The organism is Caulobacter sp. FV1ye13L, from assembly GCF_058681155.1.
This window is the reverse complement of sequence record NZ_CM178732.1, coordinates 202,079-229,018: the sequence shown is the minus strand read 5'-3', so window position 1 is coordinate 229,018 and position 26,940 is coordinate 202,079. Positions and strand designations below refer to the sequence as shown.

Annotated in this window: 27 protein-coding genes; 19 read left to right on the top strand and 8 right to left on the bottom strand. The window is 67.5% G+C overall.

Annotation, left to right across the window (positions count from 1 at the left end; translation table 11 throughout):
* Positions 1-11: 11 nt before the first annotated feature.
* Together ACW176_RS01010 and ACW176_RS01005 are read left to right on the top strand one after the other, a co-directional pair.
* Entirely contained in the window at positions 12-1,259 is a 1,248-nt protein-coding gene (locus ACW176_RS01010) for an aspartate kinase (protein ID WP_492110549.1), read from the top strand.
* A gap of 172 nt (positions 1,260-1,431) precedes the next feature.
* Positions 1,432-1,896, top strand: coding sequence for a hypothetical protein (locus tag ACW176_RS01005; protein WP_419318238.1), 465 nt, complete (start codon positions 1,432-1,434; stop codon positions 1,894-1,896).
* Positions 1,897-1,898: 2 nt separating this feature from the next.
* On the opposite strand, the gene ACW176_RS01000 is transcribed toward ACW176_RS01005, so the two are convergent.
* Positions 1,899-2,822 (bottom strand): CE1 family esterase, encoded by a 924-nt coding sequence (locus ACW176_RS01000; RefSeq protein ID WP_492110548.1) that lies wholly within the window; start codon positions 2,820-2,822, stop codon positions 1,899-1,901.
* A gap of 93 nt (positions 2,823-2,915) precedes the next feature.
* Positions 2,916-3,845 carry a carboxylesterase family protein gene (locus ACW176_RS00995; RefSeq protein WP_492110547.1) on the bottom strand — a complete coding sequence of 310 codons (930 nt, stop codon included), beginning with the start codon at positions 3,843-3,845 and terminating at the stop codon, positions 2,916-2,918.
* A 131-nt stretch (positions 3,846-3,976) separates the two neighbouring features.
* Here ACW176_RS00995 and ACW176_RS00990 point away from each other — a divergent pair, with 131 nt between their 5' ends.
* The 6 genes from ACW176_RS00990 (at position 3,977) to ACW176_RS00965 (ending at position 11,176) form a co-directional block, all read left to right on the top strand.
* On the top strand, positions 3,977-4,924 hold the full coding sequence (locus ACW176_RS00990; RefSeq protein WP_492110546.1) for a DMT family transporter: 948 nt from the start codon (positions 3,977-3,979) through the stop codon (positions 4,922-4,924).
* Positions 4,925-5,205: 281 nt separating this feature from the next.
* A complete protein-coding gene (locus ACW176_RS00985) occupies positions 5,206-5,706 on the top strand; it encodes a hypothetical protein (protein ID WP_492110545.1) in 501 nt (166 codons plus the stop codon).
* 236 nt (positions 5,707-5,942) lie between these two features.
* Complete coding sequence (gene ptsP / locus ACW176_RS00980; RefSeq protein ID WP_492058083.1) at positions 5,943-8,207, top strand: phosphoenolpyruvate--protein phosphotransferase; 2,265 nt, start codon at positions 5,943-5,945, stop codon at positions 8,205-8,207.
* A 155-nt stretch (positions 8,208-8,362) separates the two neighbouring features.
* Positions 8,363-9,385: a helix-turn-helix domain-containing protein gene (locus ACW176_RS00975; RefSeq protein WP_492110544.1), complete on the top strand. Its 1,023-nt coding sequence runs from the start codon at positions 8,363-8,365 to the stop codon at positions 9,383-9,385.
* Between the two features lie 90 nt (positions 9,386-9,475).
* Entirely contained in the window at positions 9,476-10,615 is a 1,140-nt protein-coding gene (gene ispG, locus ACW176_RS00970) for a flavodoxin-dependent (E)-4-hydroxy-3-methylbut-2-enyl-diphosphate synthase (RefSeq protein ID WP_492110543.1), read from the top strand.
* Between the two features lie 147 nt (positions 10,616-10,762).
* Positions 10,763-11,176, top strand: coding sequence for a hypothetical protein (locus ACW176_RS00965; protein ID WP_419318222.1), 414 nt, complete (start codon positions 10,763-10,765; stop codon positions 11,174-11,176).
* A 54-nt stretch (positions 11,177-11,230) separates the two neighbouring features.
* On the opposite strand, the gene ACW176_RS00960 is transcribed toward ACW176_RS00965, so the two are convergent.
* Complete coding sequence (locus ACW176_RS00960) at positions 11,231-12,628, bottom strand: aminotransferase-like domain-containing protein (protein ID WP_492110542.1); 1,398 nt, start codon at positions 12,626-12,628, stop codon at positions 11,231-11,233.
* 94 nt (positions 12,629-12,722) lie between these two features.
* Here ACW176_RS00960 and ACW176_RS00955 point away from each other — a divergent pair, with 94 nt between their 5' ends.
* Both ACW176_RS00955 and ACW176_RS00950 read left to right on the top strand, forming a co-directional pair.
* Positions 12,723-13,328, top strand: a complete 606-nt coding sequence (locus tag ACW176_RS00955; protein ID WP_492110541.1) for a LysE family translocator — start codon at positions 12,723-12,725, stop codon at positions 13,326-13,328.
* A gap of 31 nt (positions 13,329-13,359) precedes the next feature.
* Positions 13,360-13,842, top strand: a complete 483-nt coding sequence (locus ACW176_RS00950; protein ID WP_492110540.1) for a molybdopterin-dependent oxidoreductase — start codon at positions 13,360-13,362, stop codon at positions 13,840-13,842.
* Here ACW176_RS00950 and ACW176_RS00945 read toward each other — a convergent pair.
* A complete protein-coding gene (locus ACW176_RS00945; RefSeq protein WP_492110539.1) occupies positions 13,839-14,744 on the bottom strand; it encodes a LysR substrate-binding domain-containing protein in 906 nt (301 codons plus the stop codon). The genes ACW176_RS00950 and ACW176_RS00945 overlap by 4 nt on opposite strands.
* Positions 14,745-15,069: 325 nt before the next feature.
* On the opposite strand from ACW176_RS00945, the gene katG reads away from it, so the two are divergent.
* The 6 genes from katG (at position 15,070) to ACW176_RS00915 (ending at position 21,276) form a co-directional block, all read left to right on the top strand.
* Positions 15,070-17,283: a catalase/peroxidase HPI gene (gene katG, locus ACW176_RS00940; RefSeq protein WP_492110538.1), complete on the top strand. Its 2,214-nt coding sequence runs from the start codon at positions 15,070-15,072 to the stop codon at positions 17,281-17,283.
* A 118-nt stretch (positions 17,284-17,401) separates the two neighbouring features.
* A complete protein-coding gene (locus tag ACW176_RS00935; protein WP_492110537.1) occupies positions 17,402-17,869 on the top strand; it encodes a transcriptional repressor in 468 nt (155 codons plus the stop codon).
* Between the two features lie 151 nt (positions 17,870-18,020).
* The gene (locus ACW176_RS00930) at positions 18,021-18,446 is read left to right on the top strand and encodes a DUF2141 domain-containing protein (RefSeq protein WP_492110536.1); all 426 of its coding nucleotides are present in this window, start codon (positions 18,021-18,023) and stop codon (positions 18,444-18,446) included.
* Positions 18,447-18,527: 81 nt separating this feature from the next.
* Positions 18,528-19,598 carry a peptide chain release factor 1 gene (gene prfA, locus ACW176_RS00925; RefSeq protein ID WP_492110535.1) on the top strand — a complete coding sequence of 357 codons (1,071 nt, stop codon included), beginning with the start codon at positions 18,528-18,530 and terminating at the stop codon, positions 19,596-19,598.
* Positions 19,598-20,359 carry a pseudouridine synthase gene (locus tag ACW176_RS00920; RefSeq protein ID WP_419318204.1) on the top strand — a complete coding sequence of 254 codons (762 nt, stop codon included), beginning with the start codon at positions 19,598-19,600 and terminating at the stop codon, positions 20,357-20,359. The genes prfA and ACW176_RS00920 overlap by 1 nt, the downstream gene beginning before the upstream one ends.
* Before the next feature lie 251 nt (positions 20,360-20,610).
* Positions 20,611-21,276, top strand: coding sequence for a peptidoglycan DD-metalloendopeptidase family protein (locus ACW176_RS00915; RefSeq protein WP_492110534.1), 666 nt, complete (start codon positions 20,611-20,613; stop codon positions 21,274-21,276).
* A 15-nt stretch (positions 21,277-21,291) separates the two neighbouring features.
* Here the strand turns inward: ACW176_RS00915 and ACW176_RS00910 are convergent, their stop codons facing one another.
* Together ACW176_RS00910 and ACW176_RS00905 are read right to left on the bottom strand one after the other, a co-directional pair.
* The gene (locus ACW176_RS00910) at positions 21,292-21,816 is read right to left on the bottom strand and encodes a GNAT family N-acetyltransferase (protein ID WP_492110533.1); all 525 of its coding nucleotides are present in this window, start codon (positions 21,814-21,816) and stop codon (positions 21,292-21,294) included.
* Between the two features lie 39 nt (positions 21,817-21,855).
* Complete coding sequence (locus ACW176_RS00905) at positions 21,856-23,085, bottom strand: YihY/virulence factor BrkB family protein (RefSeq protein ID WP_492110532.1); 1,230 nt, start codon at positions 23,083-23,085, stop codon at positions 21,856-21,858.
* 85 nt (positions 23,086-23,170) lie between these two features.
* On the opposite strand from ACW176_RS00905, the gene ACW176_RS00900 reads away from it, so the two are divergent.
* Positions 23,171-23,932 carry an MOSC domain-containing protein gene (locus tag ACW176_RS00900; protein ID WP_492110531.1) on the top strand — a complete coding sequence of 254 codons (762 nt, stop codon included), beginning with the start codon at positions 23,171-23,173 and terminating at the stop codon, positions 23,930-23,932.
* Here the strand turns inward: ACW176_RS00900 and ACW176_RS00895 are convergent.
* On the bottom strand, positions 23,929-24,222 hold the full coding sequence (locus ACW176_RS00895; protein ID WP_492110530.1) for a type II toxin-antitoxin system RelE/ParE family toxin: 294 nt from the start codon (positions 24,220-24,222) through the stop codon (positions 23,929-23,931). The genes ACW176_RS00900 and ACW176_RS00895 overlap by 4 nt on opposite strands.
* Positions 24,219-24,473, bottom strand: coding sequence for a type II toxin-antitoxin system ParD family antitoxin (locus ACW176_RS00890; protein WP_419318192.1), 255 nt, complete (start codon positions 24,471-24,473; stop codon positions 24,219-24,221). Before ACW176_RS00890 ends, ACW176_RS00895 begins: the two co-directional genes overlap by 4 nt.
* A 90-nt stretch (positions 24,474-24,563) precedes the next feature.
* On the opposite strand from ACW176_RS00890, the gene prmC reads away from it, so the two are divergent.
* Together prmC and ACW176_RS00880 are read left to right on the top strand one after the other, a co-directional pair.
* Entirely contained in the window at positions 24,564-25,433 is an 870-nt protein-coding gene (gene prmC / locus ACW176_RS00885) for a peptide chain release factor N(5)-glutamine methyltransferase (protein WP_492110529.1), read from the top strand.
* 245 nt (positions 25,434-25,678) lie between these two features.
* Positions 25,679-26,875, top strand: a complete 1,197-nt coding sequence (locus ACW176_RS00880) for a DUF4167 domain-containing protein (protein ID WP_492110528.1) — start codon at positions 25,679-25,681, stop codon at positions 26,873-26,875.
* Positions 26,876-26,940: the final 65 nt, after the last annotated feature.

Below are 26,940 nucleotides of genomic sequence, written 5' to 3'. Positions count from 1 at the left end.
GGTTTGAAGACGTGTCTCGTCTGGTGATGAAGTTCGGCGGCACCTCGGTGGCCGACCTGGAGCGCATCCGGCGGGTGGGCCGTCTGGTCGCCGTCGAGGTCGCGACCGGCAAGCAGGTGGCGGTGGTGGTCTCGGCCATGTCGGGCAAGACCAATGAGCTGGTCGCCTGGACCGACGGCGCCGGCCGCGCCGCGCCTGGCCTTCCCGAGTCGGACGACGAATACGACGCCATCGTCGCGTCGGGCGAGCAGGTCACGGCCGGCCTGCTGGCCATGACCCTGCGCAATATGGGTCTGGACGCCCGCTCGTTCCTGGGCTGGCAGGTGCCGATTCTGACCGACACCGCCCACGGTCGCGCCCGTATCGAAGACATTCCGCCGGCCAATCTGGAGGCCTGTTTCGCGGCGGGCCAGATCGCCGTGATCGCCGGCTTCCAGGGCGTGACCAGCGACGGCCGCATCACCACCTTGGGCCGGGGCGGCTCGGACACCAGCGCCGTGGCCATCGCCGCCGCCATCAAGGGCGCCTGCGACATCTATACCGACGTCGACGGCGTCTACACGACCGATCCTCGCATCGAGAGAAAGGCCCGCAAGCTGGCCAAGATCTCCTACGAGGAAATGCTGGAAATGGCCTCGCTGGGGGCCAAGGTTTTGCAGACCCGCTCGGTCGAGATGGCCATGGCCCATCGCGTCCCGGTGCGGGTGCTGTCGAGTTTCGTCGAGCCGGGGGAAGCTCCGGGCCAAGGTACGATCGTCTGCGACGAGGAAGAAATCATGGAAAAGCGCATCGTCTCGGGCGTCGCCTATAGCCGCGACGAAGCCAAGATCACCCTGCTGGGCCTGCCCGACCATCCGGGCGTCTCCTCGCAGATCTTCGGCCGGCTGGCCGACGCCAATGTGAATGTCGACATGATCGTGCAGTCGCGCGCCCGCAGCGCCGACACCGCCAACATGGAGTTCACGGTCGGCAAGCGCGACGCCCAGCGCGCCGTCGAGATCGTCACCGCCGCCCAGAAAGAGATCGGCTTCGAGGCCGTCGCCGTCGACGAGGATGTCTCGAAGGTCTCGGTGATCGGGGTTGGCATGCGCAGCCACGCCGGCGTCGCCCAGTCGATGTTCCAGGCCCTGGCCGAGAAGAACATCAACATCCAGGTCATCTCGACCTCGGAGATCAAGATCAGCGTCCTGATCGACGCGGCCTATACCGAGCTGGCCGTGCGGGCCCTGCACGCGGTTTACGGGCTAGACCAGCTGTAAGTACCTCTCATCCCGCCCCGGCCTTGAGCCGGGGGCAAAGCGCGCCGAGCCGGGACTGCCGGAAGCTCTGAGCCTGTCGCGGTCCCGGGTCTTCGCTACGCCGGGATGACAGTTTAGCCAAAACGTCGTGTTCTGACGTTATGAAGACGTAGAGCCGCTCCACGAGACCCCCATGTCCGACGTCTTCAAGTTCGATCCCGCCGCCAAGACCGTCACCTTCGAGGGCGATGAGGGGCTGGAGCTGCTGTACGACCTCCTGCTGCGCGCCAAGTTCGGCGACGGCTATGAGAAGCCGCTTTTGGTCAGCCCCTGGCTGGCGGCCCTGCTCAAGCGTCTCGACCAGGCCCTGCCGGACGACGGCCAGTGGTTCCCGGAAAAGCCCGGCCAGCCGATCTTCGACACCGACGACCTGCTGGCCATGGGCGACGCGGTGATCGAGGAAGGCCACACCGTCGGCTGGTGGTCGATGACCCAGCCGGAAAAGCGCGTCTATCTGCGCGAGACCGTCGCCGCCCCGCACCCGCTGACCGACCTTGAGGTCGAGTTCATCGAGGCCGATATCGACGCGGCCCTCGAACAGGCTCGTCGCCTAGTCCAGGACGCCGGCGAGCCCCTGGCCATGCCGGGGCACGGCTAGGGCTAGTTCCGCCGATACTGCGACACGAAGGCCCAAAGGGCGTCGTTGTCGGCCAGCCAGGTGTGGGCGCCGCCCACGGTCACCCGGCCCACAACCTCGGCCTCGCCCCGGCAGCCTGAATAGCGCTCCTCATAGACGCCCTGCGCGACCCACTGCGTGGTCGGGGCGGTCTGGCAGCCGTTCAGGGCGGCCCAGCGCTGCTCGGCGGCGTGCATGGTGTACTGCCAGTAACCCGCGCCCCCGCCCTGGGTCGGATTGGTCATGTCCTTGTCGCCGGCGAAGGCGATGACAGGCACGGGCAAGGCGGGCTTGCAGGTCGCCTCATCAGGCGCCTGCGGATTGTCAGTCTTCGGATTGCCGGCCCTAAGGCCGACCACCGGGGCGATGGCGGCGTAACGGCCGGCCTCGACGCAGCCCAGCCAAGAGGCCATGCGCCCACCGCCCGACAGACCGGTGACATAGACCCGCGCGCGGTCGATGCAGCCATCCTCGGCCAGACTGTCGACGATCCGGGCCAGATAGGCCACGTCATCGGCGTCCGAAGCGTCGGGGATCTTGCCGGTCACGGTCGGCACGCCGGGGATGTTCCAGGCAAAGCCCGCGCCCACCGCAATACCGGCGTCCGGGGCGACCAGCATAAACCCCGCGCGATCAGCCGTGGCCTCAAGCCCGGAGGTTTGAAGCATCTTGGCCCCCGTCCCGCCGCTGCCGTGCAGCAGAATAACCAGCGGGGCGGCGGCAGCGGGATCCAGTCCTGCGGGGCGATGCAGCAGCAGCGGGCGGCCGGTCTGGCCGATATCGACCCGCCCGGTGCCCCCCGGTGGGTCTATGGCGCAGGCGGCGGCCAGAACGGCGCCGCTCCAGCCCAGCAGGGTCAAAGACGCGCACAGGCCAGGAAGCGCGCGCCCCAGGGCAGATTTCAACATGGCCATCCTTGAAGCTTGCCAATGGGCTAGCTTAAGGCGCCGCTCCGGGGAGTAAATCCGGCCAGGGCTTGAACGGCGCGCCCCGCCCTAACTTCACGCCCCGATCCTCGTCCGGATGAAGGCGTCCACGGCTGTCGTATAGGCGCCGGGCAGGCCAAGGTTTGCGTTGATATCGGCATGGGTCAGGTTCTGGGGCAGAAGCGGCATGTCGCGACCCTTTTGCTGGACCAGCGCCTTAAAGGCCCTGGCGTCGTTGCAGGGCTTGTCGGGACGGCGGGTCGAGCAAACCACCATCATCGGAATGGCTTCAGGGGTCCATTGGTCCATCGGCGAGGCCTTGGCCCAGTAGGCTGGATCGCCGCCGAACGCTTCGTCGTAGAAGTCGGGATGCCTGTCCTTCATCGTCTCCGACACCTTCAGGGTCGCCGAGTCGAGCACGACCGTTCCGGCCCAGCCCTGTCGCACCATGGAAGGCCGCGAAGACAGCAGGGCTACCAGGTGAGCGCCGGCCGAGTGACCCATCAGGATGATCTTGCGGTTGTCGCCGCCCCACTCGTGCGCCCGCGCCTGGGTCCATTCGAGCGCCTGGGCCACATCCAGCGCCTGCTCGTAAGCCATGGCGGCCGGCAACATACGGTAGTTGACGCTGACCAGGATGTAGCCCCTGGGCAGCCAGTATTTCAGCTTGTTCTCGACGACCCCCGCATTGGCCTTGTCGCCGACCTTCCAGGCTCCGCCATGCACCATGACAATGATCGGCGCATCCTTCGCGCCCGGCGGCGTGTAGATATCCAGTTGCTGGGCGCGGTCAGGTCCGTAGGCGGCGGTCGTCTTGTGCGCCCCGGGCAGACTGGCCTGCAGGTCGATTGGGTGGTCTTTCGCCGCGCGTTGGGGCTGGGCGCGCTCCTCTAGGCGCTCGGCCATGCGCTTGCGAAGCGGGCCCTGGATGCGGCCCTCCGCCAGGCTTTCGGCGGCCAAACCGGCGATGAGGACGGCTGCGAGGAGCGGGATCAGGGCTTTCATGCGGGGTTCCAGCAGTCTTGGAAGGCATGGCAGACTAAACGGTGGCAGACTCTGGTTCCGTCGCGACAAAGCGCAGGTCCTGGCTGATTTTCCCCAAGCCAGCCGCCGCGTCGGCCTGCTAATTCGCCCGTATGACCGATCCCCGCCGCCTTACCCTCGGCCTGCTGTGCGGCCTGATCGCCGGCGCCTTCTGGGGCGGTGTGTTTCTGGCTCCGTTGCTGCTGGCCGATTTCACGCCGCTGCAGATGACCGCCGGGCGGTATCTGGCCTATGGCCTGGCGTCGCTGGTGTTGCTGGCGCCCACCGCCCGGGCGGTCTTTGGACGTATGACGGGCCGCGACTGGCGGGACCTGGCCCTGCTGAGCCTGCTGGGCAACCTGATCTACTATGTCGGCCTCGCCGTAGCCGTGCAGAACGCCGGGGTGGCGGCGGCCTCGCTGATCATCGGGCTTTTGCCCGTGACCGTGACCCTGGTCGGTGCAAGGCCGGGCGAGGGCGTGCCGATCCGGCGTCTGGCCGCGCCGCTGGCCCTGCTGGCGGCGGGGGTGGTCTGCATCAATGTCGACGTGTTCAGAAGCGGGGAGGGCGCGCCCGCGCCGCGCCTGATTCTGGGCGTGCTGGGCGCCGGGCTGGCCCTGGCCTGCTGGACGCTCTACGCCGTCTGGAACGCCCGCCGGCTGGCCTCGACGCCGACCTTCAACAGTCACGAGTGGTCGCTGCTGACCGGGGTGGTCACCGGCGCGCTGTCGCTGGTGCTGATCGTTCCGGCCTTCCTCGTCGGGGGGGCGGGGCATGTCTCCAGCGCCTGGACCCTGTTCTGGGGCGTCAGCCTGGCCGTGGCCCTGGGCGCTTCGGTGATCGGCAACGGCCTGTGGAACGCCGCCAGCCGCCTGCTGCCGCTCAGCCTGTCGGGCCAGCTGATCGTGTTCGAGACCCTGTTCGCCCTGCTCTACGGCTTCCTGCACGAAGGCCGTTGGCCGCGTCCGCTGGAGAGCTTGGCGATCGGCTTGATGCTGGTGGGGGTGCTGTGGTCGGTGTCGCTGCACCGGCCGGCGGCTGTGGTCGAGCCTGCGCCTTAGATCAAGTTACCCGTCATCCCGGGACTTGTTCCCGGGACCCATTTGTCCGCCGCGAGGGCGGAGATCGACCTCGCCCTCCCATGATGGCTGAACCATGGGTCCCGGGGACAAGCCCCGGGATGACGAAAGAAGGTGAGGGCTCTGGGCTCACTCCCCCAACATGACTGCCACCTGAACAGCACCGTTCAGACCGGGTTCAAGCGCAGGCTCCTAAAACGAACATCAACAGCGCCGCACCGGGCCCTCCGGATCTGGCGACGCTTCTCGAAAGGGGCATTGCCATGAAGACCATTTTCAGGACCCTGATCGCCGGCGCCATCACCGCCGCCATGATCCTGCCCGCCTCGGGCGCCTTTGCCGGCGAGAAGACCAACAAGGCCATCCTGGGCGCCGTGATCGGCGGCTTGGCCGGCGCGGCCCTGGGTGACGGCGACAAGGGCGCGGTGGCGATCGGCGCCATTGCCGGCGCCGCCATCGGCGCCTCGACAGCCAAGGACAAGGACGACCGTCGCTACAGCAGCGGCTATCGCACCCGCCCGGCCTACAATGGCCACCAGCAAGGCTATGGGCAGCAAGGCTATGGGCAGCAAGGCTATGGCCAGTCCTACGGCCAGCAGGGCTACCAGAGCCGCGACCAGCGCTACGCCCGCGACAGCCGTGACAGCCGTGACAGCCGTGACAGCCGTGACAGCCGTGACAACCGCTATGGCCGGGGCGACCGCTACGACGCTCGCTACGACAACCGCTCCGACAACCGCTACGCCCACGACGACCGCCGCTAGGCCCCCGACGACCGTCGCCAGGTCCTGATCCCGATCCTGTCGGCGAAGACTTGCGCCGCCTTCCCTTCCGGGCGGGCGGCGCTTTTTCGCGCGTCGCGCGAGACAATCTTTCCGCAAGGTCGCCGCGACCGCTGTCAGGGGCGCGAAATCTGCTATAGCGCGCTAGGGGCCGAAGCGGCGTCTTAACCCATCGGACTTTCAGTCGGGTTAGACCGCTACGGACAGAGGGAGAGCGCATGGCGGCAAGCGGCATCGCCGTTCGAGGACCACGCAGTCTGCTGCGGCAGATTCGCGAGGCCATGGCCGGGGCAGGCCCCGCCCAGGGCAAGCTCGACATGGTGGTGCGCACCATCGCCATCTCGATGGTCGCCGAGGTCTGCTCGATCTATCTGCGCCGCGCCTCCGGCGATCTGGAACTGTTCGCCACCGAAGGCCTGGCCCCCGAAGCTGTCCACGTCACCCGGCTGAAGCCCGGCGAGGGCCTGGTCGGCGAGACCATGCGTCTGGGTCGGCCGCTGAACCTGTCGGACGCCCCCAACCACCCGGCCTTCGCCTACCGGCCCGAAACCGGCGAAGACCCCTATCACGCCTTCATGGCCGTGCCCTTGCTGCGCGGCGGCCGTTCGATCGGCGTTCTGGTGGTCCAGAACCGCACCGAGCGCACCTATGGCGACGAGGAGGTCGAGGACCTCCAGATCATCGCCATGGTCCTGGCCGAGATGGTGTCGTCCAGCGAGCTCCTGGGCATGGCCGAGCTCAAGGACGTCGAGATCGCGCCCCACAAGCCCGAGCGGCTGAAGGGCGCGCGCTTCGCTGAGGGCCTGGCCTATGGCGTGGCCGTGCTGCACGAGCAGCCGGTGGCGCCCGAGCAGCTGCTGTCGGACGATTCGGCCGCCGAAGAGATTCGCCTGAAGGTCGCCGTCACCGCCCTGCAGAGCCAGATCGACGAGATGCTGGAGGGGCAGGGTGGCCTGGTCGGCGCGTCCTATGAGGTGCTCGACACCTACCGCCTGTTTGCCCACGATCGCGGCTGGAACCGGGGCCTGGAAGAGGCCGTGCGCTCGGGCCTGACCGCCGAAGCCGCCGTTGAACGGGTCAGGTCAGAGCATCGCGCCCGCCTGGGCCAGGCTCGCGATCCCTATCTGCGCGAGCGGCTGCACGACCTGGAAGACCTCAACGACCGGCTGTTGCGCCACCTGTCTGGCGATGTGCACGCCGTGCGCCAGCTGCCCGACGACGCCATCCTGATCGCCCGCAACCTGGGCCCCGCCGACCTGCTGGAATATGACCGCACCAAGCTGAAGGGCATACTGCTCGAGGAAGGCTCGGCCGCCAGCCACGCCGGCATCGTGGCCCGGGCGCTGGATATCCCGTGCGTCGGCCGCCTGGCCGGCCTGCGCGACCGGGTCAGCGAGGGCGACCCCGTGGTGGTCGACGCCGAGACCGCCGAGGCCTGGCTTCGCCCGCGCCCTGACGTGGTCAAGTCGCTGCGGGCCCGGATGGAGGTCCGCGCCCAGCGCAAGGCCGAGTTCGCTCGTCTGCGCGACACGCCCGCCTTCACCAAGGATGGGGCCAAGGTCACGCTGCTGATGAACGCGGGCCTCGCCGTCGATCTGGACATCCTGGGAGAGACCGGGGCCGAGGGCATCGGCCTGTTCCGCACCGAGTTCCAGTTCATGGTCGCCGAGGAAATGCCCCGGCTTGAGGCCCAGACGGCGCTCTATGAAAAGGTGCTGGAGGCCGCCAACGGCATGCCGGTGACCTTCCGGACGCTCGATCTCGGCGGTGACAAGTTGCTGCCGTACATGGAGATGGAGCGCGAGGACAATCCGGCCCTGGGCTGGCGCGCCATCCGCATGGGGCTGGACCGTCCGGCGCTTCTGCGCATGCAGATTCGGGCGCTGATCAAGGCCGCCGCCGGCCGGTCGCTGCGGATCATGTTCCCGCTGGTGGCCAATGTGGACGAGTTCCGCGCCGCCCGCGCCTTTGTCGACCAGGAAGTGGCCTGGGCCCTGAAGCGCGGTCGCCCGGCGCCGGCGCGTCTGGATGTCGGGGCGATGATCGAGGCGCCCTCGCTGCTCTGGCATCTGGACGCACTGTTGCCGATGACCGACTTCGTTTCGGTCGGCACCAATGACCTGATGCAGTATCTGTTCGCCGCCGACCGTGGCAATCCGCGCATGGCCGATCGCTATGACCCGCTGTCGCCGGCGGCCCTGCGGGCGCTGAAGACCATCCAGCAGGCGTGTGAGGATACCGGTACGCCGGTGTCGGTCTGTGGCGAGATGGCGGGGCGGCCGCTGGAAGCCTTCGCCCTGGTGGCTCTGGGCTTTGACCGTTTGTCGATGCCGCCGGCCGGCATCGGCCCGGTCAAGCAGATGGTGCTGTCGTGCGATCGCGAGGCGGCCAGACGAAACGTCGAGGCCCTGCTGAAGACTTCGGCCGGATCGCTCCGGGGGGAGATCGAAACCTTGGCGCGCAAACTCTATGTCGCCATCTGACAGGATGGCCGATTAACCAAGCTTCGCTGTTTAGTGTATTGAATCCCGTAGCTTAGTTTGATATCCACAAAGAACTGTTAAGAACTTCGTGTAATGCGAAGTGGGGTGAGCGTGGCGTTCGTGCGCGACGCGATTTTTGGGGTGATATTGCCGCAATGGCGCTGGACACGGGCAGTGTAAGGCACTTGCATCTCAACTCCGACGCCGAGCCCGACGAGGGCTTCGCCGTCGTGGGACAGCCGTCGGTCGACGAGGGTGTCGACATCGGCGCCGCTCTGCGCGCCGCCCGGACTTTTCGCGGCCTGACCACCCAGGACGTGGCCGACTCCACCCGCATCCGCCAGAGCTATATTGACGCTCTCGAAGACCTGCGGCTGGAAGATCTGCCTTCGCGCCCGTTCACCATCGGCTATGTCCGCGCCTATGCCCAGCTGCTGGGTCTGGACGGCGAGGCCGCCGTGCTGCGCTTCAAGAGTGACGTGCCCGACGACGGCGGCGAACTGCGCGCGCCGGTCGGCGTGCGCCATGAGCGCGATCCCCGCCTGGCCCTGGTGCTGATCGTTGGCCTGCTGATGGTCGGCGCCATTCTGCTGTGGAACGTGGCGCAGCGCGCCATGGACAAGGACGCGCCCGCCGCCCAGGTCGCGGCCAACACCGCCGCACCGCACTCTGCCTCGGCGCCGGCCGGTTCGGCCGTGTCGCTGGGCGCGCCCCTGCCGGCCCCGGTCGAGTCGACCACGCCCGAGCCCTACAAGACCCCCGGTCTCGACGACGCCGCCGCCAATGGCGGTTCAGCCGATGCGGCCAACGCCGCCTCCAAGGCCCGCGCCACCGCCCTCGCGGCGGGCGAGGGCGAGATCGACGCCGCCCATGTCGCCGCCCTGGGCTCGACCTTCAAGCCGCGTGGCGTGATCCACGGCGCGGCCGCCGCCGACGGCTCCGGTGTCGTTCTGCTGGCCCGCAAGGCTGCCACCCTGGTGGTGCGCGGCGGTGACGGCTCGGTGTATTTCGCTCGCCAGCTCAATGCCGGCGAAGCCTTCCGCGCCCCGCGCACGGCAGGCCTGACGGCCGACGTTTCCGACCCCAGCAATTTCGACGTCTATTCTGGCGGCGTGTTGACGGGGCGCCTGACCGCGTCAACTACGGCGCTGGGCAAACTGGTCAAGCCGGCAGCCTGACTCCAGTCCCGATCTACGGACCGCCGGATATGGCTGGGAAATAGAGAACTCATCCTTGGGTTCCGCTCGCAAACGCCCTAGATTGTCTCCATGGCCGCAGACCACACCCACCTTCGTCCCTGGCGCTCGATCCAGCGTCGCGTGTCGCGCAAGATCCGCGTCGGCAATGTCGAGGTGGGGGGCGATGCGCCCATCACCGTCCAGTCGATGACCAACACCCTGACCAGCGACGCCGCCGCGACGCTGGAGCAGATCCGTCAGCTGGAGGAAGCCGGCGCCGACATCGTCCGCGTCAGCTGCCCCGACACCGACAGCACGGCGGCCTTCAAGACCATCGCCCGCGAGTCGCGCGTGCCGCTGGTGGCCGACATCCATTTTCACTACAAGCGCGGCATCGAGGCGGCCCAGGCCGGCGCGGCCTGCCTGCGGATCAATCCGGGCAATATCGGCAGCGCCGATCGCGTGCGCGACGTGATCCAGGCGGCCCGCGACCACGGCTGCTCGATGCGGATCGGCGTCAATGCCGGCTCTCTGGAGCGAGAACTGCTGGAAAAATACGGCGAGCCGTGCCCCGACGCCATGGTCGAGAGCGCCCTCAACCACGCTCGTATCCTGCAGGACCACGACTTCCACGAGTTCAAGATTTCGGTGAAGGCGTCCGATCCGTTCATGACGGTGGCGGCCTATCACCAGCTGGCCGAGCGTATCGACTGCCCGCTGCACCTGGGCGTCACCGAGGCCGGGGCCCTGCGCACCGGCACGGTGAAATCCTCGATCGGCATCGGCGCGATGCTGTGGGCCGGCATCGGCGACACCATCCGCGTGTCTCTGGCCGCCGATCCCGTCGAGGAGATCAAGGTCGGCTTCGACATCCTCAAATCGCTGGGCCTGCGCCACCGCGGCGTCAACATCATCGCCTGCCCGTCCTGCGCCCGTCAGGGCTTCAATGTCATCAAGACGGTGGAGGCCCTGGAAGAGCGCCTGGCCCACATCAGCCAGCCGATGTCGCTGTCGATCATCGGCTGCGTGGTCAACGGCCCGGGCGAGGCCCTGATGACCGATCTGGGCTTCACCGGCGGCGGCGCCGGCTCGGGCATGGTCTACATGGCCGGCAAGCCCGATCACAAACAGTCCAACGACGGCATGATCGAGCACATCGTCGAACTGGTCGAAAAGCGCGCGGCCGAACTGAAGGCGGCCGCCGACGCCGAGGCGATCGCGGCGGAGTAGGGCCAGGGTCGACGCCAGGGACCGCAGAGTCCATTTCTACCGAAGGTGGCGAGACTGTTGACATTGCCTAATTCAGGTTGAGTATGCCCCGAAGAACTATCGGTATTGCGCGCCGTTGCGTCTGACGGCGGCCGGGAGGGGGCTGACATGCGTTTTTGGCTTACGGGACTGATGGCGGTTGCGGTTCTCGCAGGGGCCTCAAGCGCGCTCGCAGGCGATGAGGGCAACGAAAAGGGCGAACGCAGCCTGGCCAAGATGGTCGAGGGACGCGTGGCGGGCGAGCCGATCGACTGCCTCGATCCCCGCCGCTCCCTGATGATCGATGTCATCGACAAGACGGCGATCATCATTCGGATGCCGGCTGGCATTGTCTATGTGAACCGTCCGGAGATGGGCGCCGCCGCTCTGGATCACGACTCCATCATCAACCCCCGCACCAACGGCGTGAGGCTATGCCGAGGTGATGCGGTGGCCATGGTCGATCGCGGCGGCAAGGGCTCGGCGGGGTCGCGGGCTTCGGTGAGCCTGGGCCAGTTCGTGCCCTATACAAAAGACAAGTAGGCGGAATGCGGGCGCCCGGCTGGACGGCTCGTCGGCGGTGAAGGTGTTGCCGTACTAGATCACCGCCCGAGACCGCTCGTCGACATCCGCTACGGCTGTGGCCACGATGCGGAGGCCGCGTTCCAGGGCTTCCCGATCCTGCGTCGCGCCCAGGCACACGCGTACGCCGGTCGTCAGGCCGGGCGTGACCACCGGCGCTGACGGGGGGGTCACTTCCACGCCGCCGCGCAGGGCCCGGCCGGCCAGACGTTCGGCGTCGAGGTCCGACATCGGCAGCCAGACGTGCGGCGCGCTGGCCGACATCGGGGTCTCGATGGCGTCGCCCAGGATCTCGCGAGCCAGGGAGAGGCGGGCGGTCATCTCCGTCAGGATCTCGGCCACGATAGTGTCGGCCGCGCCGTCCTCGATCCACTGGGTGGCGATCAGTCCGCCGAAATTGGGCGGAGCATAGGACAGCGCGCGCACCGTGCGCAGAACGCGGTCCAAGGCATCGCCGGGCGGCACGATCAGGAAGCCGGTGCGCAGGCCGGGCGCCAGCGACTTGGAGACGCCCGAGACGTGGAACGTGCGCTCCGGGGCCAGCACCGCGAAGGGCGGCGGGGCGTCCGGTGCGTAGACCGCATAGATATCGTCCTCGATGATCATCAGGTCGTGCTTGCGGGCCACGGCCACGATCTGGGCGCGGCGGCCGGCGCTCATGATCCGGCCGGTCGGGTTCTGCAGGGTGGGCTGGATGGCCACGGCCCTGAAGGCGCCGGTGGCGGCGGCCTCGTCCAGAACGTCGGGGCGCAGGCCCTGGGCGTCCATGGCCAGGCCCTTGAGCCCATAGCCCATATGCTGGGCCAGCGCCTTGACGCCGTAGAAGGTCGAGGCCTCGCACAGCACGGTATCACCCCACCGCGCCACAGCGCCGAAGGCCAGGGCCAGGGCCTGCTGGGCGCCGGCGGTGCAGACCAGCCGGGTCCAGTCGGCGCCGACCAGACCGCCGCTGCGCTCCAGCCACGCGGCCCCGGCGCGCCGCTGGGCCTCCAGCCCCGCCGGCGGAGCATAGCCCAGGCAGTCGAGGAGGTCGCCGCGCCGGCGCAACCGGGTCAGGGTGTCGCCCAGTCGGCCCTCGGCGGGTCCGCCGGGGGCGATGTTCTGCGAGAGATTGATCAAGCCGCCATCGGTCGTCCTGACAGGCTTTCCCGCCGCCCCGCCGCGCACAAAGCTGCCGCGCCCGACATGGGCCTCGACCAGCCCGGCCTTCTCGGCCTCGACATAGGCGCGGGTGACGGTGCCCAGCCCCAGTCCCAGGCGGTGGGCCAGGTCGCGCTGCGGCGGCAGGCGCGCGCCTGCGGCCAGGGCGCCGGTCTCGATGTCGGCGCGCAGCGCCGCCAGCAGGCGCTCATAGATCGGCGCGTCGCCGGCCTCCAGCGACGGGGTCCAGTCCCTCAGGGTTTTCGCAGGCATGCGGGCTCCGATATTGTCATAATGACAATACTCATTTTGACTCATGGATCAATCCGGAACATCTCTGTGACATTCTCGATCATGGAGTCCCGACGTGACCCCCGACCTTCTGCTGGCCTTCGTCCTGTTCGCCTTCGCCACCGCCGGTACGCCCGGGCCCAACAACATGATGCTGCTGGCGTCGGGGGCGAACTTCGGCTTTCGCCGCACCATTCTGCACATCCTGGGGATCAGCGCGGGTCTGGGCGTGATGGTGGTGGCGATGGGGTGGGGCCTGTCGGGCGTGTTCAGGACCTTCCCTATCCTGCACGAGATCCTGAAATGGGTCGGCGCAGCCTATATGCTGTGGCTGGCCTGGAAGATCGCCACGGCGACCGGGATCAATGACAAGAGCGCCACCGGCCAGCCGATGACCTTCCTGGAGGCCGCCGCCTTCCAGTGGCTGAACCCCAAGGCCTGGGCCATGGCCCTGGGCGCCGCCACCACCTACACGCCGGAAGGCAGCGGCAGCCTGACCGTGCTGGTCCTGGCGGGAACCTTCATGCTGGTCGGCGTGCCGTGCTGCGCCGCCTGGGCCGGCTTTGGCCAAGGCATGCGGCGGTTCCTGGACCGGCCGGCGATCCTGCGCACGTTCAATGTCAGCATGGCCGTACTGCTGGTGGCCTCGCTCTATCCGCTGATGACCCAGCTGAAGGCGTGACAGAGGCGGGGAGGGGCGCCACGCTGGCGGCATGCGCATCCTCCTCGCCCTCACGGCCGCGATCGCCGCCGCCGTCCTCGCTTCGCTGGTCTCGGCGCAGGATCTCAAGGTCACCGTCGCCGGACGAGACACGGTGGTGCTGACGCCCGCCGAGGTAAAGGCCCTGCCGCGCGCCAGGGCGACGATCCAGGTCAAGGGGCAGCCGGTGGTCTATGAGGGCGCGATCCTGCATGGGGCCCTGCTCAAGGCTGGCGTCGTCTCGGGCGAGCGGCTGATGGGGCGGTATCTGAACCAAGTGGTGATCCTGCGGGCCGCCGACGGCTTTTCCAGCATCCTGTCGATCGCCGAGACCGACCCCGTCTATCGCGCCAATCCGGTGATCCTGGCCGATACGGTCAATGGCCGGCCGCTGGACGCCCGCGAAGGACCCTATCGCGTGGTGGTCGACGGCGATCTGCGGCCTTCGCGCTCGCCCCGGGGCGTGCTGGCGGTCGAGGTGAAGGCCGGATTTTAGATCGTCCCGGCCACCGCGCCCCTGGCGAAGCCCTGCAAGCGCTGGGCGATGACCTCGCCCACCGCCTCCACGGCGGGACGACCGGGATAGTTGGCGCGCCAGGCGATCCGCACCGTGCGCCCAGCCTGCTCGGCCAGCGGTCTAAGCACAATCCCCGCATCCTGCGCCGCGCCGGCCGCCAGCCCTGGAATCAGGGTCGTGCCGTAGCCGGCCGCCACCATGTTCAGCAAGGTGGGCAGGCTGGCGGCGCGTAGCGGGCCGCCCAGCGCCCCGTTGCTGCCGCAGGCCGCCAGGGTCTGGTCGCGCAGGCAGTGACCGTCGGCCAGCACCAGAATGTCCTTCGCCAGATCGGTTTCGGTGACGGTGTCCAGCCCCGCCAGCGGGTGATCGGGCGGCAGGGCCGCGAGGAACGGCTCGTCGAACAGCGGCTGGCTCATCAGATCAGGCCCGTCGACCTCGGTGGCCAGCAGGGCGGCGTCCAGCTCGTGGCTGCGCAGCCGTTCAAGCAGGGCTGTGGTCTGGTCTTCCCAGGGCTCGAGCTCCAGTGCGGGCAGCGCCTCGCGCAGCGGTGCAAACACCAGCGGCAGCAGGTAGGGCGCCAGGGTCGGGATGATGCCCACCCGAAAGCGTCCCGCCAGGGGGTCGCGCAGCGTTCGCGCCGTGGCCAGGATCGCCTCGGCGGCCGTGACCGCTGTGCGGGCATGGCCGATCAGTTGCAGGCAGGCGGATGTCGGGGCGACCGCCTTGCTGCTGCGCTCGAACAGGGCGACGCCCACAAGCTCCTCCAGCTTCCGGATCTGCACGGAAAGCGTTGGCTGGCTGACGCCGCAGGCCCGTGCGGCCTGACCGAAATGCTCATGCTCGACCATGGCCAGAAGGTAGCGGAGGTCTCGAAGGTTCACGGTGCAACCCCAGTTTCGATCATAGGCAAAGCCTATCACAACCATTGATTATTGGCGCTTCTCTTTATGGCCAGGATGGGCGAAAACCTTGTCAGGCGATCCGCAGAGAGCGCCCAGAGGGAGTGGCGGCAGGATCCAGACCTCGACTTGAATTTCGGTGCGCCTCACCCGGCGACAGCCTGGCTCCGTCACCCGGCGGGCCACTGTGCGCTGGCCCGTTTCTAGGGCGCGCCTTGCCAGTCAGTGAGCGGGCCTATTTCCGCAGAATTCACGGTCTTCATCGTGCAGGCCAAGTCAGTCACAGCAGCCAAGATCGGAGCCAGTTATGGACGGAAGCGACATCGTTGAACCCACGAGCAAGTGCCCCCTCAATCACGGGGTTCGGTTCCACACCAGTTTCGGGGGGCGGTCGAACCGCGACTGGTGGCCCAACCAGCTGAACCTGAAGATCCTGTCCCAGCACTCGTCGCTGGTCAGCCCCTTCTCGCCGGCGTTCAGCTATGCCGAGCAGGTCGAAAAGCTGGATGTCGAGGCCCTGAAGAAGGATCTGGCGGCGCTGATGACCGACTCGCAGGACTGGTGGCCGGCCGACTATGGCCACTACGGCCCGTTCTTTGTGCGCATGGCCTGGCACAGCGCCGGCACCTATCGCACCGGCGATGGTCGCGGGGGTGCTGGCGCGGGCCAGCAGCGCTTTGCGCCGCTCAACAGCTGGCCTGATAACGGCAACCTCGACAAGGCCCGCCGCCTGATCTGGCCGATCAAGCAGAAGTACGGCAACCAGATCAGCTGGGCTGACCTGATGATCATCGCCGCCGACGTCGGCATGGAGACCATGGGCTTCAAGACCTTCGGCTTCGGCTTTGGCCGGGAAGACACCTGGGAGCCCGAGGAAGACGTCCACTGGGGCGCCGAGGACACCTGGCTGGGCGACGACCGCTACAAAGGCGAGCGCCAGCTGGACAAGCCGCTGGCCGCTGTCCAGATGGGTCTGATCTACGTCAATCCCGAAGGCCCCAACGGCAATCCTGATCCCCTGGCCTCGGCTCACGATATTCGCGAGACCTTCGCCCGCATGGCGATGAACGACGAGGAGACCGTCGCGCTGATCGCTGGTGGCCACACCTTCGGCAAGGCCCATGGCGCGGGCGACGCAGCCCAGGTCGGTCGCGAGCCAGAAGGCGCAAGCATCGTCGAACAGGGCCTGGGCTGGAAGAACAGCTTCGGCAGCGGCAAGGGCGTCCACACCATCACCAGCGGCCTTGAGGGCGCCTGGAAACCCAATCCCATCAAGTGGGACAACGGCTATTTCGACACGCTGTTCGGCCACGAGTGGGAGCTGACCAAGAGCCCGGCCGGCGCCCAGCAGTGGACCCCGAAGGATCCGGCGGCCCGGACCCTGGTGCCCGACGCCCACGATCCCTCCAAGCGTCATGCGCCCATGATGGCGACGACAGACCTGGCGCTTCGCTTCGACCCGATCTACGGGCCGATCTCGAAGCGCTTCCACGAGAACCCGGACCAGTTCCAGGACGCCTTCGCCCGCGCCTGGTTCAAGCTGACCCATCGCGACATGGGCCCCGTCGCCCGCTATCGCGGTCCGCTGGTGCCCAAGGAAGAGCTGATCTGGCAAGATCCCGTTCCGGCCGTGGATCATCCGTTGGTCAATGCGGCGGACATTCGCGACCTAAAGGCCAAGGTGCTGGCTTCGGGTCTGTCGGTCTCGCAACTGGTCGCGACGGCCTGGGCCTCGGCCTCGACCTTCCGCGGTTCGGACAAGCGGGGCGGGGCCAACGGCGCCCGGATCCGGCTGGAGCCGCAGCGCATCTGGGCGGTGAACCAGCCGGCTCAGCTGTCCACCGTGCTGGCGACGCTGGAAGGCATCCAGACGTCCTTCAACGCCGGCCAGACCGGCGGCAAGAAGGTGTCCCTGGCCGACTTGATCGTGCTGGCGGGCTGCGCGGGCGTCGAACTGGCCGCGAAGGCGGCGGGTCACGCGGTCGAGGTCGGTTTCACGCCCGGCCGCACCGACGCCTCCCAGGCCCAGACCGACATCGAGTCGTTCTCGGTGCTCGAGCCCACCGCCGACGGATTCCGTAACTATCTGAAGACGGAATATACTCTGACGGCCGAGGAGCTGCTGATCGACCGGGCGCAGCTGCTGACCCTGACGGCGCCCGAAGTGACGGTGCTGATCGGTGGCCTGCGCGTGCTGAACGCCAATACCGATCAGTCGCCGCATGGCGTCTTCACCGCGCAGCCGGGCGCCCTGACGAACGACTTCTTCGTCAATCTGCTCGACATGCGCACGGTGTGGTCGGCGACCTCGGAAGCAGAGGCCGAGTTTGAAGGCCGCGACCGCACCACGGGAGAGCGTCGCTGGACCGGCACGCGCGTGGATCTGGTCTTCGGCTCCAACTCGCAACTGCGGGCCTTGGCCGAGGTCTATGCCCAGAGCGACTCCAAGGAAAAGTTCGTCAGCGACTTCGTGGCGGCCTGGACCAAGGTGATGAACCTGGATCGCTTCGACCTCGCCTGATCCGCGAGACCACAGGGCTGGACGCGGCTGACCCCAGCCGCGTCCAGACTTCAAGGTCGGGATCAGATCGCGGCGACGCACGACCGTGACCACCCCGCCGCCTTGGGAGGAGGACTGGATGCCCCACGCCGTGGAAGCCGCCTTCCGCGAGGAGCTGCGCCGCGCCGGCCTGTCTGGGCATGGTGTTCTGCCGCGCTTGCTGGCGCTGTTGCGCGCTGCGCCTGAAACCCATCTCACCCTGGCGGAGGTCGCTGACATCGCCGCCGAGTCCGGCCTGGCGGTCACGCTTGCCGATCTGGCCCGCCAGATGGAAGCCTTGGCCGACCACGGCCTGATCAGCCGTCTGCCCACCACCACCGCCGACCTGGTGTTTGACACCGTCGCCGAACCCCATTCGCACCTGCTCTATGAACAGGCCGGCCAGATCATCGACCTGCATGTGTCGTCCGAGACCTTGCTGGCCATGATCCGTCAGGCTCTGGCCGAGCGCCCCGGCGGCGTGGAGGTCCTGGTGCGCTATCGCCGCGATCCTCCGGCCGGGACCAATCCGGAGGTTGAACTGCAGCGTCAGCCAGAGCATCCCTGACGATCAGCGTGTGCCGCCGCCTCCATCAAGGCCGCTGCCGGATAACCAGCTGCACCCTCAGGCCTTCCATGACTCCGTTGTAATTTGCCACCTCATGCACTTTGCAAATAAAAGTACTTCATTGAAAACCGATCTGAGGGAGCACTACACCATGAAACGCCTTGCCACCGCCGCCGCCGTCCTTTTCGCCACCACCGCCTTCGCCGCCGCCCAGGCCGGCGAGATCGACCTGACCCTGAACGGCGTGCAGCCCAAGGGCGGCAAGATCCTGGTCACCGTGCAGAGCCGCGACCAGTTCATGCAACACGCCCAGACCTCCGGCGCGGTTCTGGACGGCGCCGCCAGCGGCCAACTGAAGGTCAAGCTGCCCGACGTGCCGCCTGGCGACTACGCGGTTTCGGTGCTGCACGACTCTGACAGCAGCTGGAGCATGACCAACGGCGCCGACGGCAAACCGGCCGAGGGCTGGGCGATGTCCAGCGCCTCGCCCCTGAAGGGCGTGCCGGCCTTTGATCAGGTCAAGGTTTCGGTGAACGGCGACGCCGCCATCACCCAGACGATGATGTATCCGAAGTAGTCGTTTTCACGCCGGGGTGACGTCAGGCCGCGCGGGGGGTACAGAGACCGCCCGTTCCCTTCAAAGCACGTGACGTCACCCTTGCGACTGCCCCAGGCCCGACTCGACCAGGTTCTCGACCGTTTCCGCGAAGTGGAGGCCCGCATGGGCGCCGCCAGCGACGGAGCCGAGATCGTCAAGCTCTCCAAGGAGCACGCCGAACTGCGTCCGGTGGCCGAGGCCGTCGAGACCCTGGCCAAGCTGGCCGCCGAGCGCGCCGACCTGGAAGAGATGGCCGGCGACCCGGAAATGGGCGCCATGGTCCGCGACGAGATGCAGGCGCTGGATGAGAAGCTGCCGGTCCTGCAGCACGAGCTGGCCCTGATGCTGGCGCCCAAGGACAAGGACGAGAACGCCTCGGCCATTCTCGAAGTGCGGGCCGGCACCGGCGGCGACGAGGCGGCCCTGTTCGCGGGCGACCTGTTCCGCATGTACCAGCGCTATGCCGTACTTCAGGGCTGGAAGGTCGAGATCGACAGCGTCTCCGAAGGCGAAATGGGCGGCTACAAGGAAATCATCGCCTCTGTCACCGGCGACGGGGTGTTTGGCCGCTGGAAGTTCGAGAGCGGCGTGCACCGCGTGCAGCGCGTGCCGGCCACCGAAGCGCAAGGCCGCATCCACACCTCGGCCGCCACCGTCGCGGTGCTGCCGGAAGCCGAGGATGTCGAGATCGAGATCAACGAAAGCGACCTGCGCATCGACACCTATCGCTCGTCGGGAGCCGGCGGTCAGCACGTCAACAAGACCGACTCGGCCGTGCGTATCACCCACTTGCCCACGGGGGTGGTGGTGACCTCGTCGGAAAAGAGCCAGCACCAGAACCGCGCGCGCGCGTTGAAGAACCTGAAAGCGCGCCTCTACGACATGCAGCGCGAGGCGCTGGACACCGCCCGCTCCGACGCCCGCAAGGGCCAGGTGGGCAGCGGCGACCGCTCCGAACGCATCCGCACCTACAACTTCCCGCAGGGCCGGGTCACCGATCACCGGATCAATCTCACCCTCTACAACCTGGCCAAGGTGATGGAGGGCGACGCCCTGGACGACATCATCAAGCCGCTGATTGCCGAGGATCAGGCCGCGCGCCTGGCCACCCTCGAAGATGGCTACGCCTGATGGCCTTCACCCGCACCTATGACGAAGACGAGCCCCAGCGGGTCAACAAGTGGCTGGCCCAGGCCGGCGTCTGTTCGCGCCGCGAAGCCGAGGCCCTGATCGCCGACGGCCTGGTCTCCATCGACGGCGAGACCGTCGAGGACGTGGGCCGCAAGATCCTGCCGGGCCAGACGCTGGTTCTGGCCGACCGCGCCACCGACAAGCTGGATTCCAGCCTGACGATCATGATCCACAAGCCGGTCGGCATTGTCTCGTCCCAGCCCGATCCCGGCCAGATTCCGGCCGTGCGCCTGCTCAAGCGCGAGAACCTTTGGGCCCACGAAGCGACGATCCCCAACTTCAGCAACCGGCTGGCTCCGGTCGGCCGGCTGGACATGGACTCGCGCGGCCTGCTGATCCTCTCGGAGGACGGCGTGGTGGCCAAGGCCGTGATCGGCCCGCAGTCGGAGCTGGAGAAGGAATACCGCGTCGCCATCATGGGCGAGATCACCGAGGAGAAGCTGGAGCTGATGCGCTTTGGCCTCGAACTGGACGGCCGCGAACTGCGACCCGCCCATGTGGAACTCATTTCTGACCAGCGCCTGCGCGTGATCCTGCAGGAAGGCCGCAACCGCCAGATCCGCCGGATGTGCGAGCTGCTGGAATGGAAGGTCGTCGACCTGTTCCGTGTCCGCGTCGGCTCCCTCACCCTGGGCGACATGCCGGAAGGCTATTGGCGTCCGCTGACCGCCGATGAGCGGGCGGGGCTGATCGCGGGGTGATCCCCAAACCCTACGCTCGGGCTTCCCAGGATTTATGGTCTAGTTTGAAATTGCATCTGATAAATTGCTTGAAGCTGAAGCATTGGCCAGCCGCTCTGGATCTCATGAAGTCCAGGCTTTTGATGCAATACAGCAAACATGGCGCGACAAGCCGTCGCACGGCGTGCGCCACCTCTTCGCCATATCTGGCCCCTAATCAGTCGAAACGTTCAAACGCTGAAATCGCTCCCGGAACGACTGAAGGTCAATTTATGAACGCTGCCGTGGCCAAGACCATCACTCCTGCGGCACGCTGCGTCGTCGGTCTGGCGACGATCTTCGCGCCCATGGTCGTGGCGGCCATGGAGCATCCCGACGCCGCCCGGCACAGCCCCACCCCGATAGTCCGCCGCCTGCTGGACGAGATTGCCGCCAAGCCCCAGCGGCCGGTGCGCCGCGAGCTGGTCTGGAGCGGCGCCGATGTCGATGGCGACGGCGCGGCCGACTTCGCCAACCCCACCGGCGCGGCGCCGCGCGGTCACGACGACTTCGGCGAAGGCCAGTTCGGGGCTCGCCGCGATGGGGGGACACGCGATCACGAAGGCGTCGACTACACCGCTGTCGCCGGTCAGGACGTCCTCGCCCCGATCTCGGGCTATGTCACCAAGATCGGCTATGCCTACAGCGGCTCGACCGATCTGAAGTTTGTCGAGATCACCAATCCGGCCCTGGGCTATGTGGCCCGCGCCTTCTATGTGTCGCCTGGCGTCGAGGTCGGCCAGGCCGTGCGGCTGGGCCAGGCCATCGGCCGCGTGGAAAGCCTGCAGGGCCACTATCCGGGCATCACCGACCACGTGCACCTGGAAGTCATGGAGCCCGGCGGCGAGCGCGTGAACGCCGCGCAGCTGATCGTGATCAAGCTGGTCGCGCGCGCCTAGGGACCGGGCTGCGGGCTACAGCGCCTTCTTCAGCACGAGGAACTGCAAGCCTTCGACCTTGGGCCTGCCAAAGCGCGGGTCATCAGAAGGGAAGGGCTCGTATTCGCCGGTCGGCGCATAGCCCCGGCGGCCGTACCAGGCGATCAGGGTATCGCGGCCTTCGATGACCGTCATCTTGCCAAACCGGCCGCCGCGGGCCCTTGCGTGCGCCTCGGCCGCGTCCAGCAGCCTGCGGCCGAGACCACCGTCCTGGCGCTGGGGATCGACCGAGACCATGCCGATCAACCAGACATCGTCCGGCATCGGCTCGACCCAGACGCAGGCGAAGGGTTTGGACGAGGCGTCGTCGCGCAGGGTCAGGATGGTCGAGCCCGGCTTGGCCGCCAGATCGGTGCTCAGGGTTTCCAGGTCGGTGCGCTGGCCGTCCAGGATATGGGCTTCCGTCGTCCAGCCCTTCTGGGCCTCCTCCCCGCGATAGGCCCGGTTGACCAGGTCGGCAATGGCGGGAAGGTCGTGGTCCTGGGCTGGGGTGAGCAGCATGCGGGGCTCCGGAAAATGCGGGAGCGGAGCTAGCCACGCTCAAGAGGGCTTTCCAAGCCCCTGGCGCCTTCGAACCTTGCCCCAAGCCCCGCCGGCCACCTTGCGCACCATGCCCGCCTCGCGCTTGATCATCTCCCAGGGATGGAAGGCCATCCCCACCGTGTCGGCCACGGCCGCGCCGCGCTGACCCATCGGGCGCTCGGGGCCGGTGGTCGAGTCGATGGCCGTCTGGCGCTCGATCTCGGCGTTCAGCTCGGCCCCAACCAGCACGGCCATGATCGAAAACCACACCCAGACCATGAAGGCGATCACCGCCCCCAGGGGTCCATAGGTGGCGTCAAAGTGGGCCACGCGGTTCACATAGACCGAGAAGCCCAGCGAGCCGACCAGCCAGCCGCCGGCTGCCAGCACGGCGCCGATCACCACCCAGCGCCAGCGCGCCCGGGCGCGACAGGGGGCGAAGCGAAAGAGCAGGGCGAAGGCCGCCGCCGTCATCATCCAGACCAGCAGCCAGCGGATCGGGCCCCAGATCGCGTCCAGGGCCGACAGTCCGACCCGAGCCAGCACGATGGGGGTGGCGATCAGGATGAAGGCCGCCACGGCCGCATAGACCAGGGCGCAGACAGTGAAGACATAGGTCAGGGCCGCGCGGGCGAGCAGATTGCGCTTCTCGTCCTCGTCATAGGCGATGTTCAGGCCGTCGAAGAGCGCCTGCATGCTGGCGTTGGCGCTCCAGATCGACAGCAGCAGGCTGACGCCGAAGGCGACGCCCAGCTTGGCCTGTTCCTGGCTGGCCAGGCGCAGCATCTGCTCGCCGACGATCTGGATGACGCTGGCGGGAAAGACGCCCGACATCTCGCTCAACTGCCCTTGCACGGCGGCCACATCGGCAAACAGGCCGTAAAGCGACACGAAGGCGCCGATGGCCGGGAACAGGGCCAGCAGGGTGTAGAAGGTGACGCCCCCGGCCACGGCGTGCAGGCGATCGACCGTGATCTCGCGCCAGGTGCGCCACAGGATGTCGCGCCAGCCGCGCCAGGGAATGGCGATGGGAGACCGCGCGGCCCGGCCGTGCTGGGGTTCGAGCCTGTCGAAGTCGTCGGGCGGCAGGATGCGGTCTTCCGACAGGCCCGGCTGCGGGGCGTGGGTGACGCGCTTCGGAAAAGCAAAGGGGACCAGGGCCAGCAGCACGATCCACGGCGCCAGGCCGTAGGGGCGCGAGGCCAGCCAGGCGCGGACGGGTCGCTTCGGCTTGGCGTTGTCGGTCATGCGCTCTCCCGCCCAAGGAAAGCGTGAGCACACAGGGCGTTCCCGAGCCCTTGCTTTCGACCGAGTCGTCCCCGACCTTGGCCGCATGGAAGCTCGCATCGACGCCCTCTATCGCCACCCGATCAAGGGTTTCACCCCCGAACGCCTGAGCAGCGCCGACCTGGTCGCCGGCGCCTGTTTTCCCTGCGACCGGCTGTTCGCGGTGGAGGATGGTCCCAGCGGTTTTGACCCTGCGGCGCCGGGCCATGTCTCGAAGATGAAGTTCACGGTCCTGGCCAAGATCCCGGCCGTGGCCAGGGCCCGCACGGCCTATGACGAGGCGACCGGCGTGTTTCGCGCCAGCGCCGAGGGCCAGCCCGACTTCGCCGGCGATCTGCGCTCGGCCGAGGGGCGGGCAGGGCTGGAGGCCTGGCTGACCGGCCTGCTGGGCGAAGACCTTTCCGGCCCGCTGCGCGTGATCGAAGGGCCGGGCGCGCATCGGTTCATGGACAGCCGCTCGGGCTATGCCTCGGTCATCAACCTGGCCAGCGTGCGTGACCTGGAGGCCAGGCTGGGCGTTCCCGTCGATCCGCTGCGATTCCGCGCCAACCTCTATGTCGAGGGCTGGCCGGCCTGGGTCGAAAACGACTGGACGGGGCGGACGCTGAAGCTCGGCGGGGCGACGGCCGAGGTTCTCAAGCCCATCGTCCGCTGCGCGGCGACCCATGTGGATCCTGTCACGGCCGAGCGGGACATTGACGTGGTCAAGGCGCTGTTCGACGCCTACGGCCACATGGACTGCGGGATCTATCTGAACGTCACGCAGGGCGGGCGGGTAGTGGAGGGGGATTTGGCGGAAGCCGTTTAGGGCAGGTGGCTATCGACATCCATGTTCTGATGCAGAATGCGGATGATCTCCGTTTGGTCGCCTCGCGGAAGATAGAAGATGACGTGTGAGCCGACAGGGCGTTTTCGATAGCCCCTCGGTAGATCTTCGAGGATCGGGCCAAGGTCTGGATAGGCCGCGACCATGGCGATCGCGGTTCGAATCTGGCGCAGGTAGGCGAGCGCCCGCCGACTGCCCCATTTGCTTTTGGAATAGTCCCAGATTTCGTCAAAATCGCGCTGAGCCCTTGGTGTGAGCTTGAAGGCGCTCACTCTTCGATGCCTTCCTCTTTCGCCTTCTCAGCGATGAAGGCGTCGATATCAAAATCTTCCGCGAACCCGCTTTGCTCCCCTTCAAGCAGGGCTGCGCGCAATCGAGCCAGCCGCATCTCGCGATCTTCAAGAAGGCGCAGACCGGCGCGGATAACTTCGCTGGCCGAGCCATACCGACCTTCACCAACCTGCTCGGCAATAAATCCCTGGAAGTGATCGCCGAGGCTGACGGACGTGTTTTTGCTCATCACCGGTTCCCGCTTGCAGTGGTCAGATTGTACCAAAAACTGGTACCAACCTCAATCTCGCGCTCGCCGCGTCAAAGCGCTATGTGACCCCCCATGACCCTGACCCTCGTCAAAGCCTGGACCGCCGCCAAGGAGCGTCTGAAGGACGCCGGTATCGATCAGCCCGCCATCGACGCGCGCCTGATGCTGGAGGTGGCCGCCGACGTCACCCGCACCGACATCATCACCGATCCCTACCGCATGCTGACGGCCGAGCAGTGGGCGACGCTGGACGACTATCTCAGCCGCCGTGAACGGCGCGAGCCGGTCAGCCACATCATCGGCCGCAAGGGCTTCTGGAAGATCCTGCTGCAGGTGAACAAGAACGTCCTGACGCCGCGGCCCGAGACCGAGGTGATCGTCGACGAGGTGCTCAAGGCCTTCCCGGAAAGCATGCCGTTCAACATGCTGGACCTGGGTGTCGGCTCGGGGACCATCCTGCTGGCGATCCTGGCCGAGCGGCCGGCCGCCAAGGGGCTCGGCATCGACGTCTCTGAAGACGCCCTGGCCGTGGCTCGCGAAAATGCCGCCAATCTGGATCTCAACACCCGGACGGCCCTGCTGCGCGGCGACTGGACGGCGGGCCTGGGCGACGCGGGTTTTGACCTGGTGGTCTCCAACCCGCCCTATATCGCCAGCCACATCATCGAGACGCTGGAGCCTGAGGTTCGCGACCACGAGCCGCGCCTGGCCCTGGACGGCGGCCCTGACGGCCTAGACGCCTATCGCCATCTGGCCCCCGAAATCCTGCGGGTGCTGAAGCCTGGCGGCATGTTCGCCGTCGAGATCGGCTACGACCAGTCGGCCGATGTCGAGGCGCTGTTCCGGCAGGCCGGCGCCGGCAACGTCCGTACGATCAAGGATCTGTCGACCCACGACCGCGTCGTGACCGGGGTGAAAAACCCCTTGGAAACCCCCGCGTGAGAGGCTAGACGATAAGGGTCTCCTTCCAAAACGCCGGGTGACGGGAACAGCAAACGTCGATGATGTTTGTAAAGCTCCTCCGGCAGGCGCGCACGGTCCAAAGCCGGTCGCCGCGCCAGGACCAGGACGGGGGCTCTACGGAAACCAGTGTCTCTAGAACTTCCAGGGGTTCGACCCCGCCTAGAGACCAACAAGGCCGGATGCATCAGCACAGACTGACCTCCGGACAGGTTCAGAAGAAGACCATGAGAGATTTCAAGGGCATGAAGCGCCAGCGCGGCCGCAACAATCGCGGCGGCAGCAATACCGGCGGCAAGCCTCAGCAGCATAATGCCAACCGGGCCTTCGATTCGAACGGCCCCGAAGGCGTCAAGGTGCGCGGTGCGGCGCAGGGCGTTTACGAGAAGTACCAGCAGCTGGCGCGCGACGCTTCGTCGTCCGGCGACCGGGTGCTGGCCGAGAACTACCTGCAGCACGCCGAGCATTACTTCCGGGTCCTGCGCGCCATCCAGCCGAATCGCCCCGTCAGCGACATCATCGGCAAGGACGCCTATTCGGCTTACGAGATCGACTTCGAGGCCGAGCCCGAAGACGCGCCCGAAGTCGCCGAGGCGCCCAGCGAAAACCAGGACGGCGGCGAGGGCGAAGGCCAGCGCGACGAGCGTCCCCGCGACCGTTTCGAGGGCCGCCAACGCGACGATCGCCCCCGGGACGACCGTCCGCGCGAAGACCGTCCCCGCTTCGACAATCAGGGCCAGGGTCAGGGCCAGGGCCGTCGCGACCGTTGGCGCGACCGCGAAGACCGTCCTCGCGACGACCGCCCCAGGGATGACCGGCCTCGCGATGATCGTCCCCGTGATGATCGTCCCAGAGACGATCGCCTTCGCGAAGACCGTCCTCGCGACGACCGTCCCAGAGACGACCGGCCCAGAGATGACCGTCCGCGTGACGATCGCCCGCGGGATGACCGTCCCCGGGAAGACCGCTTCCGCGACGATCGTCCCCGGGATGAGCGCCCTCGTGACGACCGTCCTCGCGACGATCGTCCCCGGGATGAGCGCCCGCGCGACGAGCGTCCCCCGGTCGCCGCAGAAGCCGTTGTCGAGGCGCCGGCCGCTGAAGGTCGCCGCGAACGCGCTCCGCGCCGCGAACGTGCGCCCCGAGATCGCGCCCAGGGTGATCGCGATCCGATGGCCGTGATCGAGCCGCAGGCCACGCCGCTGGTCAGCGAGCCGGTCGTCAGCAAGGGCTCGCCCATGCTGCGCGGTCAGGATGGCGATGTGAGCCACGCTCCGGCTTTCCTGGGTCGTTCAACCGCCGTCGAAACGCCGGCTCCGGCCGCTGAAGGCGAAGACGCCAAGAAGCCCCGTCGTCGCCGCGCGCCGCGCAGCTTCGAAGGTGGCGAAGGCGCGCCGCCCGCCACGGGGTCAGACGACGCCTGATCCGCGTCCGCCTGGCAGAGCTTTTGAAGGGAGCCGTGAAAGCGGCTCCTTTTTCTTTGGGCGTC

Coding starts and splice junctions, on each gene's coding strand:
- ACW176_RS00995 (WP_492110547.1), bottom strand. CDS start 3,845: ATGAAAGCCCTGATCCCGCTCCTCGCAGCCGTCCTCATCGCCGGTTTG.
- ACW176_RS01005 (WP_419318238.1), top strand. CDS start 1,432: ATGTCCGACGTCTTCAAGTTCGATCCCGCCGCCAAGACCGTCACCTTC.
- ACW176_RS00880 (WP_492110528.1), top strand. CDS start 25,679: ATGAGAGATTTCAAGGGCATGAAGCGCCAGCGCGGCCGCAACAATCGC.
- ACW176_RS00900 (WP_492110531.1), top strand. CDS start 23,171: ATGGAAGCTCGCATCGACGCCCTCTATCGCCACCCGATCAAGGGTTTC.
- katG (WP_492110538.1), top strand. CDS start 15,070: ATGGACGGAAGCGACATCGTTGAACCCACGAGCAAGTGCCCCCTCAAT.
- ACW176_RS00930 (WP_492110536.1), top strand. CDS start 18,021: ATGAAACGCCTTGCCACCGCCGCCGCCGTCCTTTTCGCCACCACCGCC.
- ACW176_RS00975 (WP_492110544.1), top strand. CDS start 8,363: ATGGCGCTGGACACGGGCAGTGTAAGGCACTTGCATCTCAACTCCGAC.
- ACW176_RS00965 (WP_419318222.1), top strand. CDS start 10,763: ATGCGTTTTTGGCTTACGGGACTGATGGCGGTTGCGGTTCTCGCAGGG.
- ptsP (WP_492058083.1), top strand. CDS start 5,943: ATGGCGGCAAGCGGCATCGCCGTTCGAGGACCACGCAGTCTGCTGCGG.
- ACW176_RS00990 (WP_492110546.1), top strand. CDS start 3,977: ATGACCGATCCCCGCCGCCTTACCCTCGGCCTGCTGTGCGGCCTGATC.
- ACW176_RS01000 (WP_492110548.1), bottom strand. CDS start 2,822: ATGTTGAAATCTGCCCTGGGGCGCGCGCTTCCTGGCCTGTGCGCGTCT.
- ACW176_RS00950 (WP_492110540.1), top strand. CDS start 13,360: ATGCGCATCCTCCTCGCCCTCACGGCCGCGATCGCCGCCGCCGTCCTC.
- ACW176_RS00935 (WP_492110537.1), top strand. CDS start 17,402: ATGCCCCACGCCGTGGAAGCCGCCTTCCGCGAGGAGCTGCGCCGCGCC.
- ispG (WP_492110543.1), top strand. CDS start 9,476: ATGGCCGCAGACCACACCCACCTTCGTCCCTGGCGCTCGATCCAGCGT.
- prmC (WP_492110529.1), top strand. CDS start 24,564: ATGACCCTGACCCTCGTCAAAGCCTGGACCGCCGCCAAGGAGCGTCTG.
- ACW176_RS00985 (WP_492110545.1), top strand. CDS start 5,206: ATGAAGACCATTTTCAGGACCCTGATCGCCGGCGCCATCACCGCCGCC.
- ACW176_RS00910 (WP_492110533.1), bottom strand. CDS start 21,816: ATGCTGCTCACCCCAGCCCAGGACCACGACCTTCCCGCCATTGCCGAC.
- ACW176_RS00905 (WP_492110532.1), bottom strand. CDS start 23,085: ATGACCGACAACGCCAAGCCGAAGCGACCCGTCCGCGCCTGGCTGGCC.
- ACW176_RS00915 (WP_492110534.1), top strand. CDS start 20,611: ATGAACGCTGCCGTGGCCAAGACCATCACTCCTGCGGCACGCTGCGTC.
- ACW176_RS00960 (WP_492110542.1), bottom strand. CDS start 12,628: ATGCCTGCGAAAACCCTGAGGGACTGGACCCCGTCGCTGGAGGCCGGC.
- ACW176_RS00920 (WP_419318204.1), top strand. CDS start 19,598: ATGGCCTTCACCCGCACCTATGACGAAGACGAGCCCCAGCGGGTCAAC.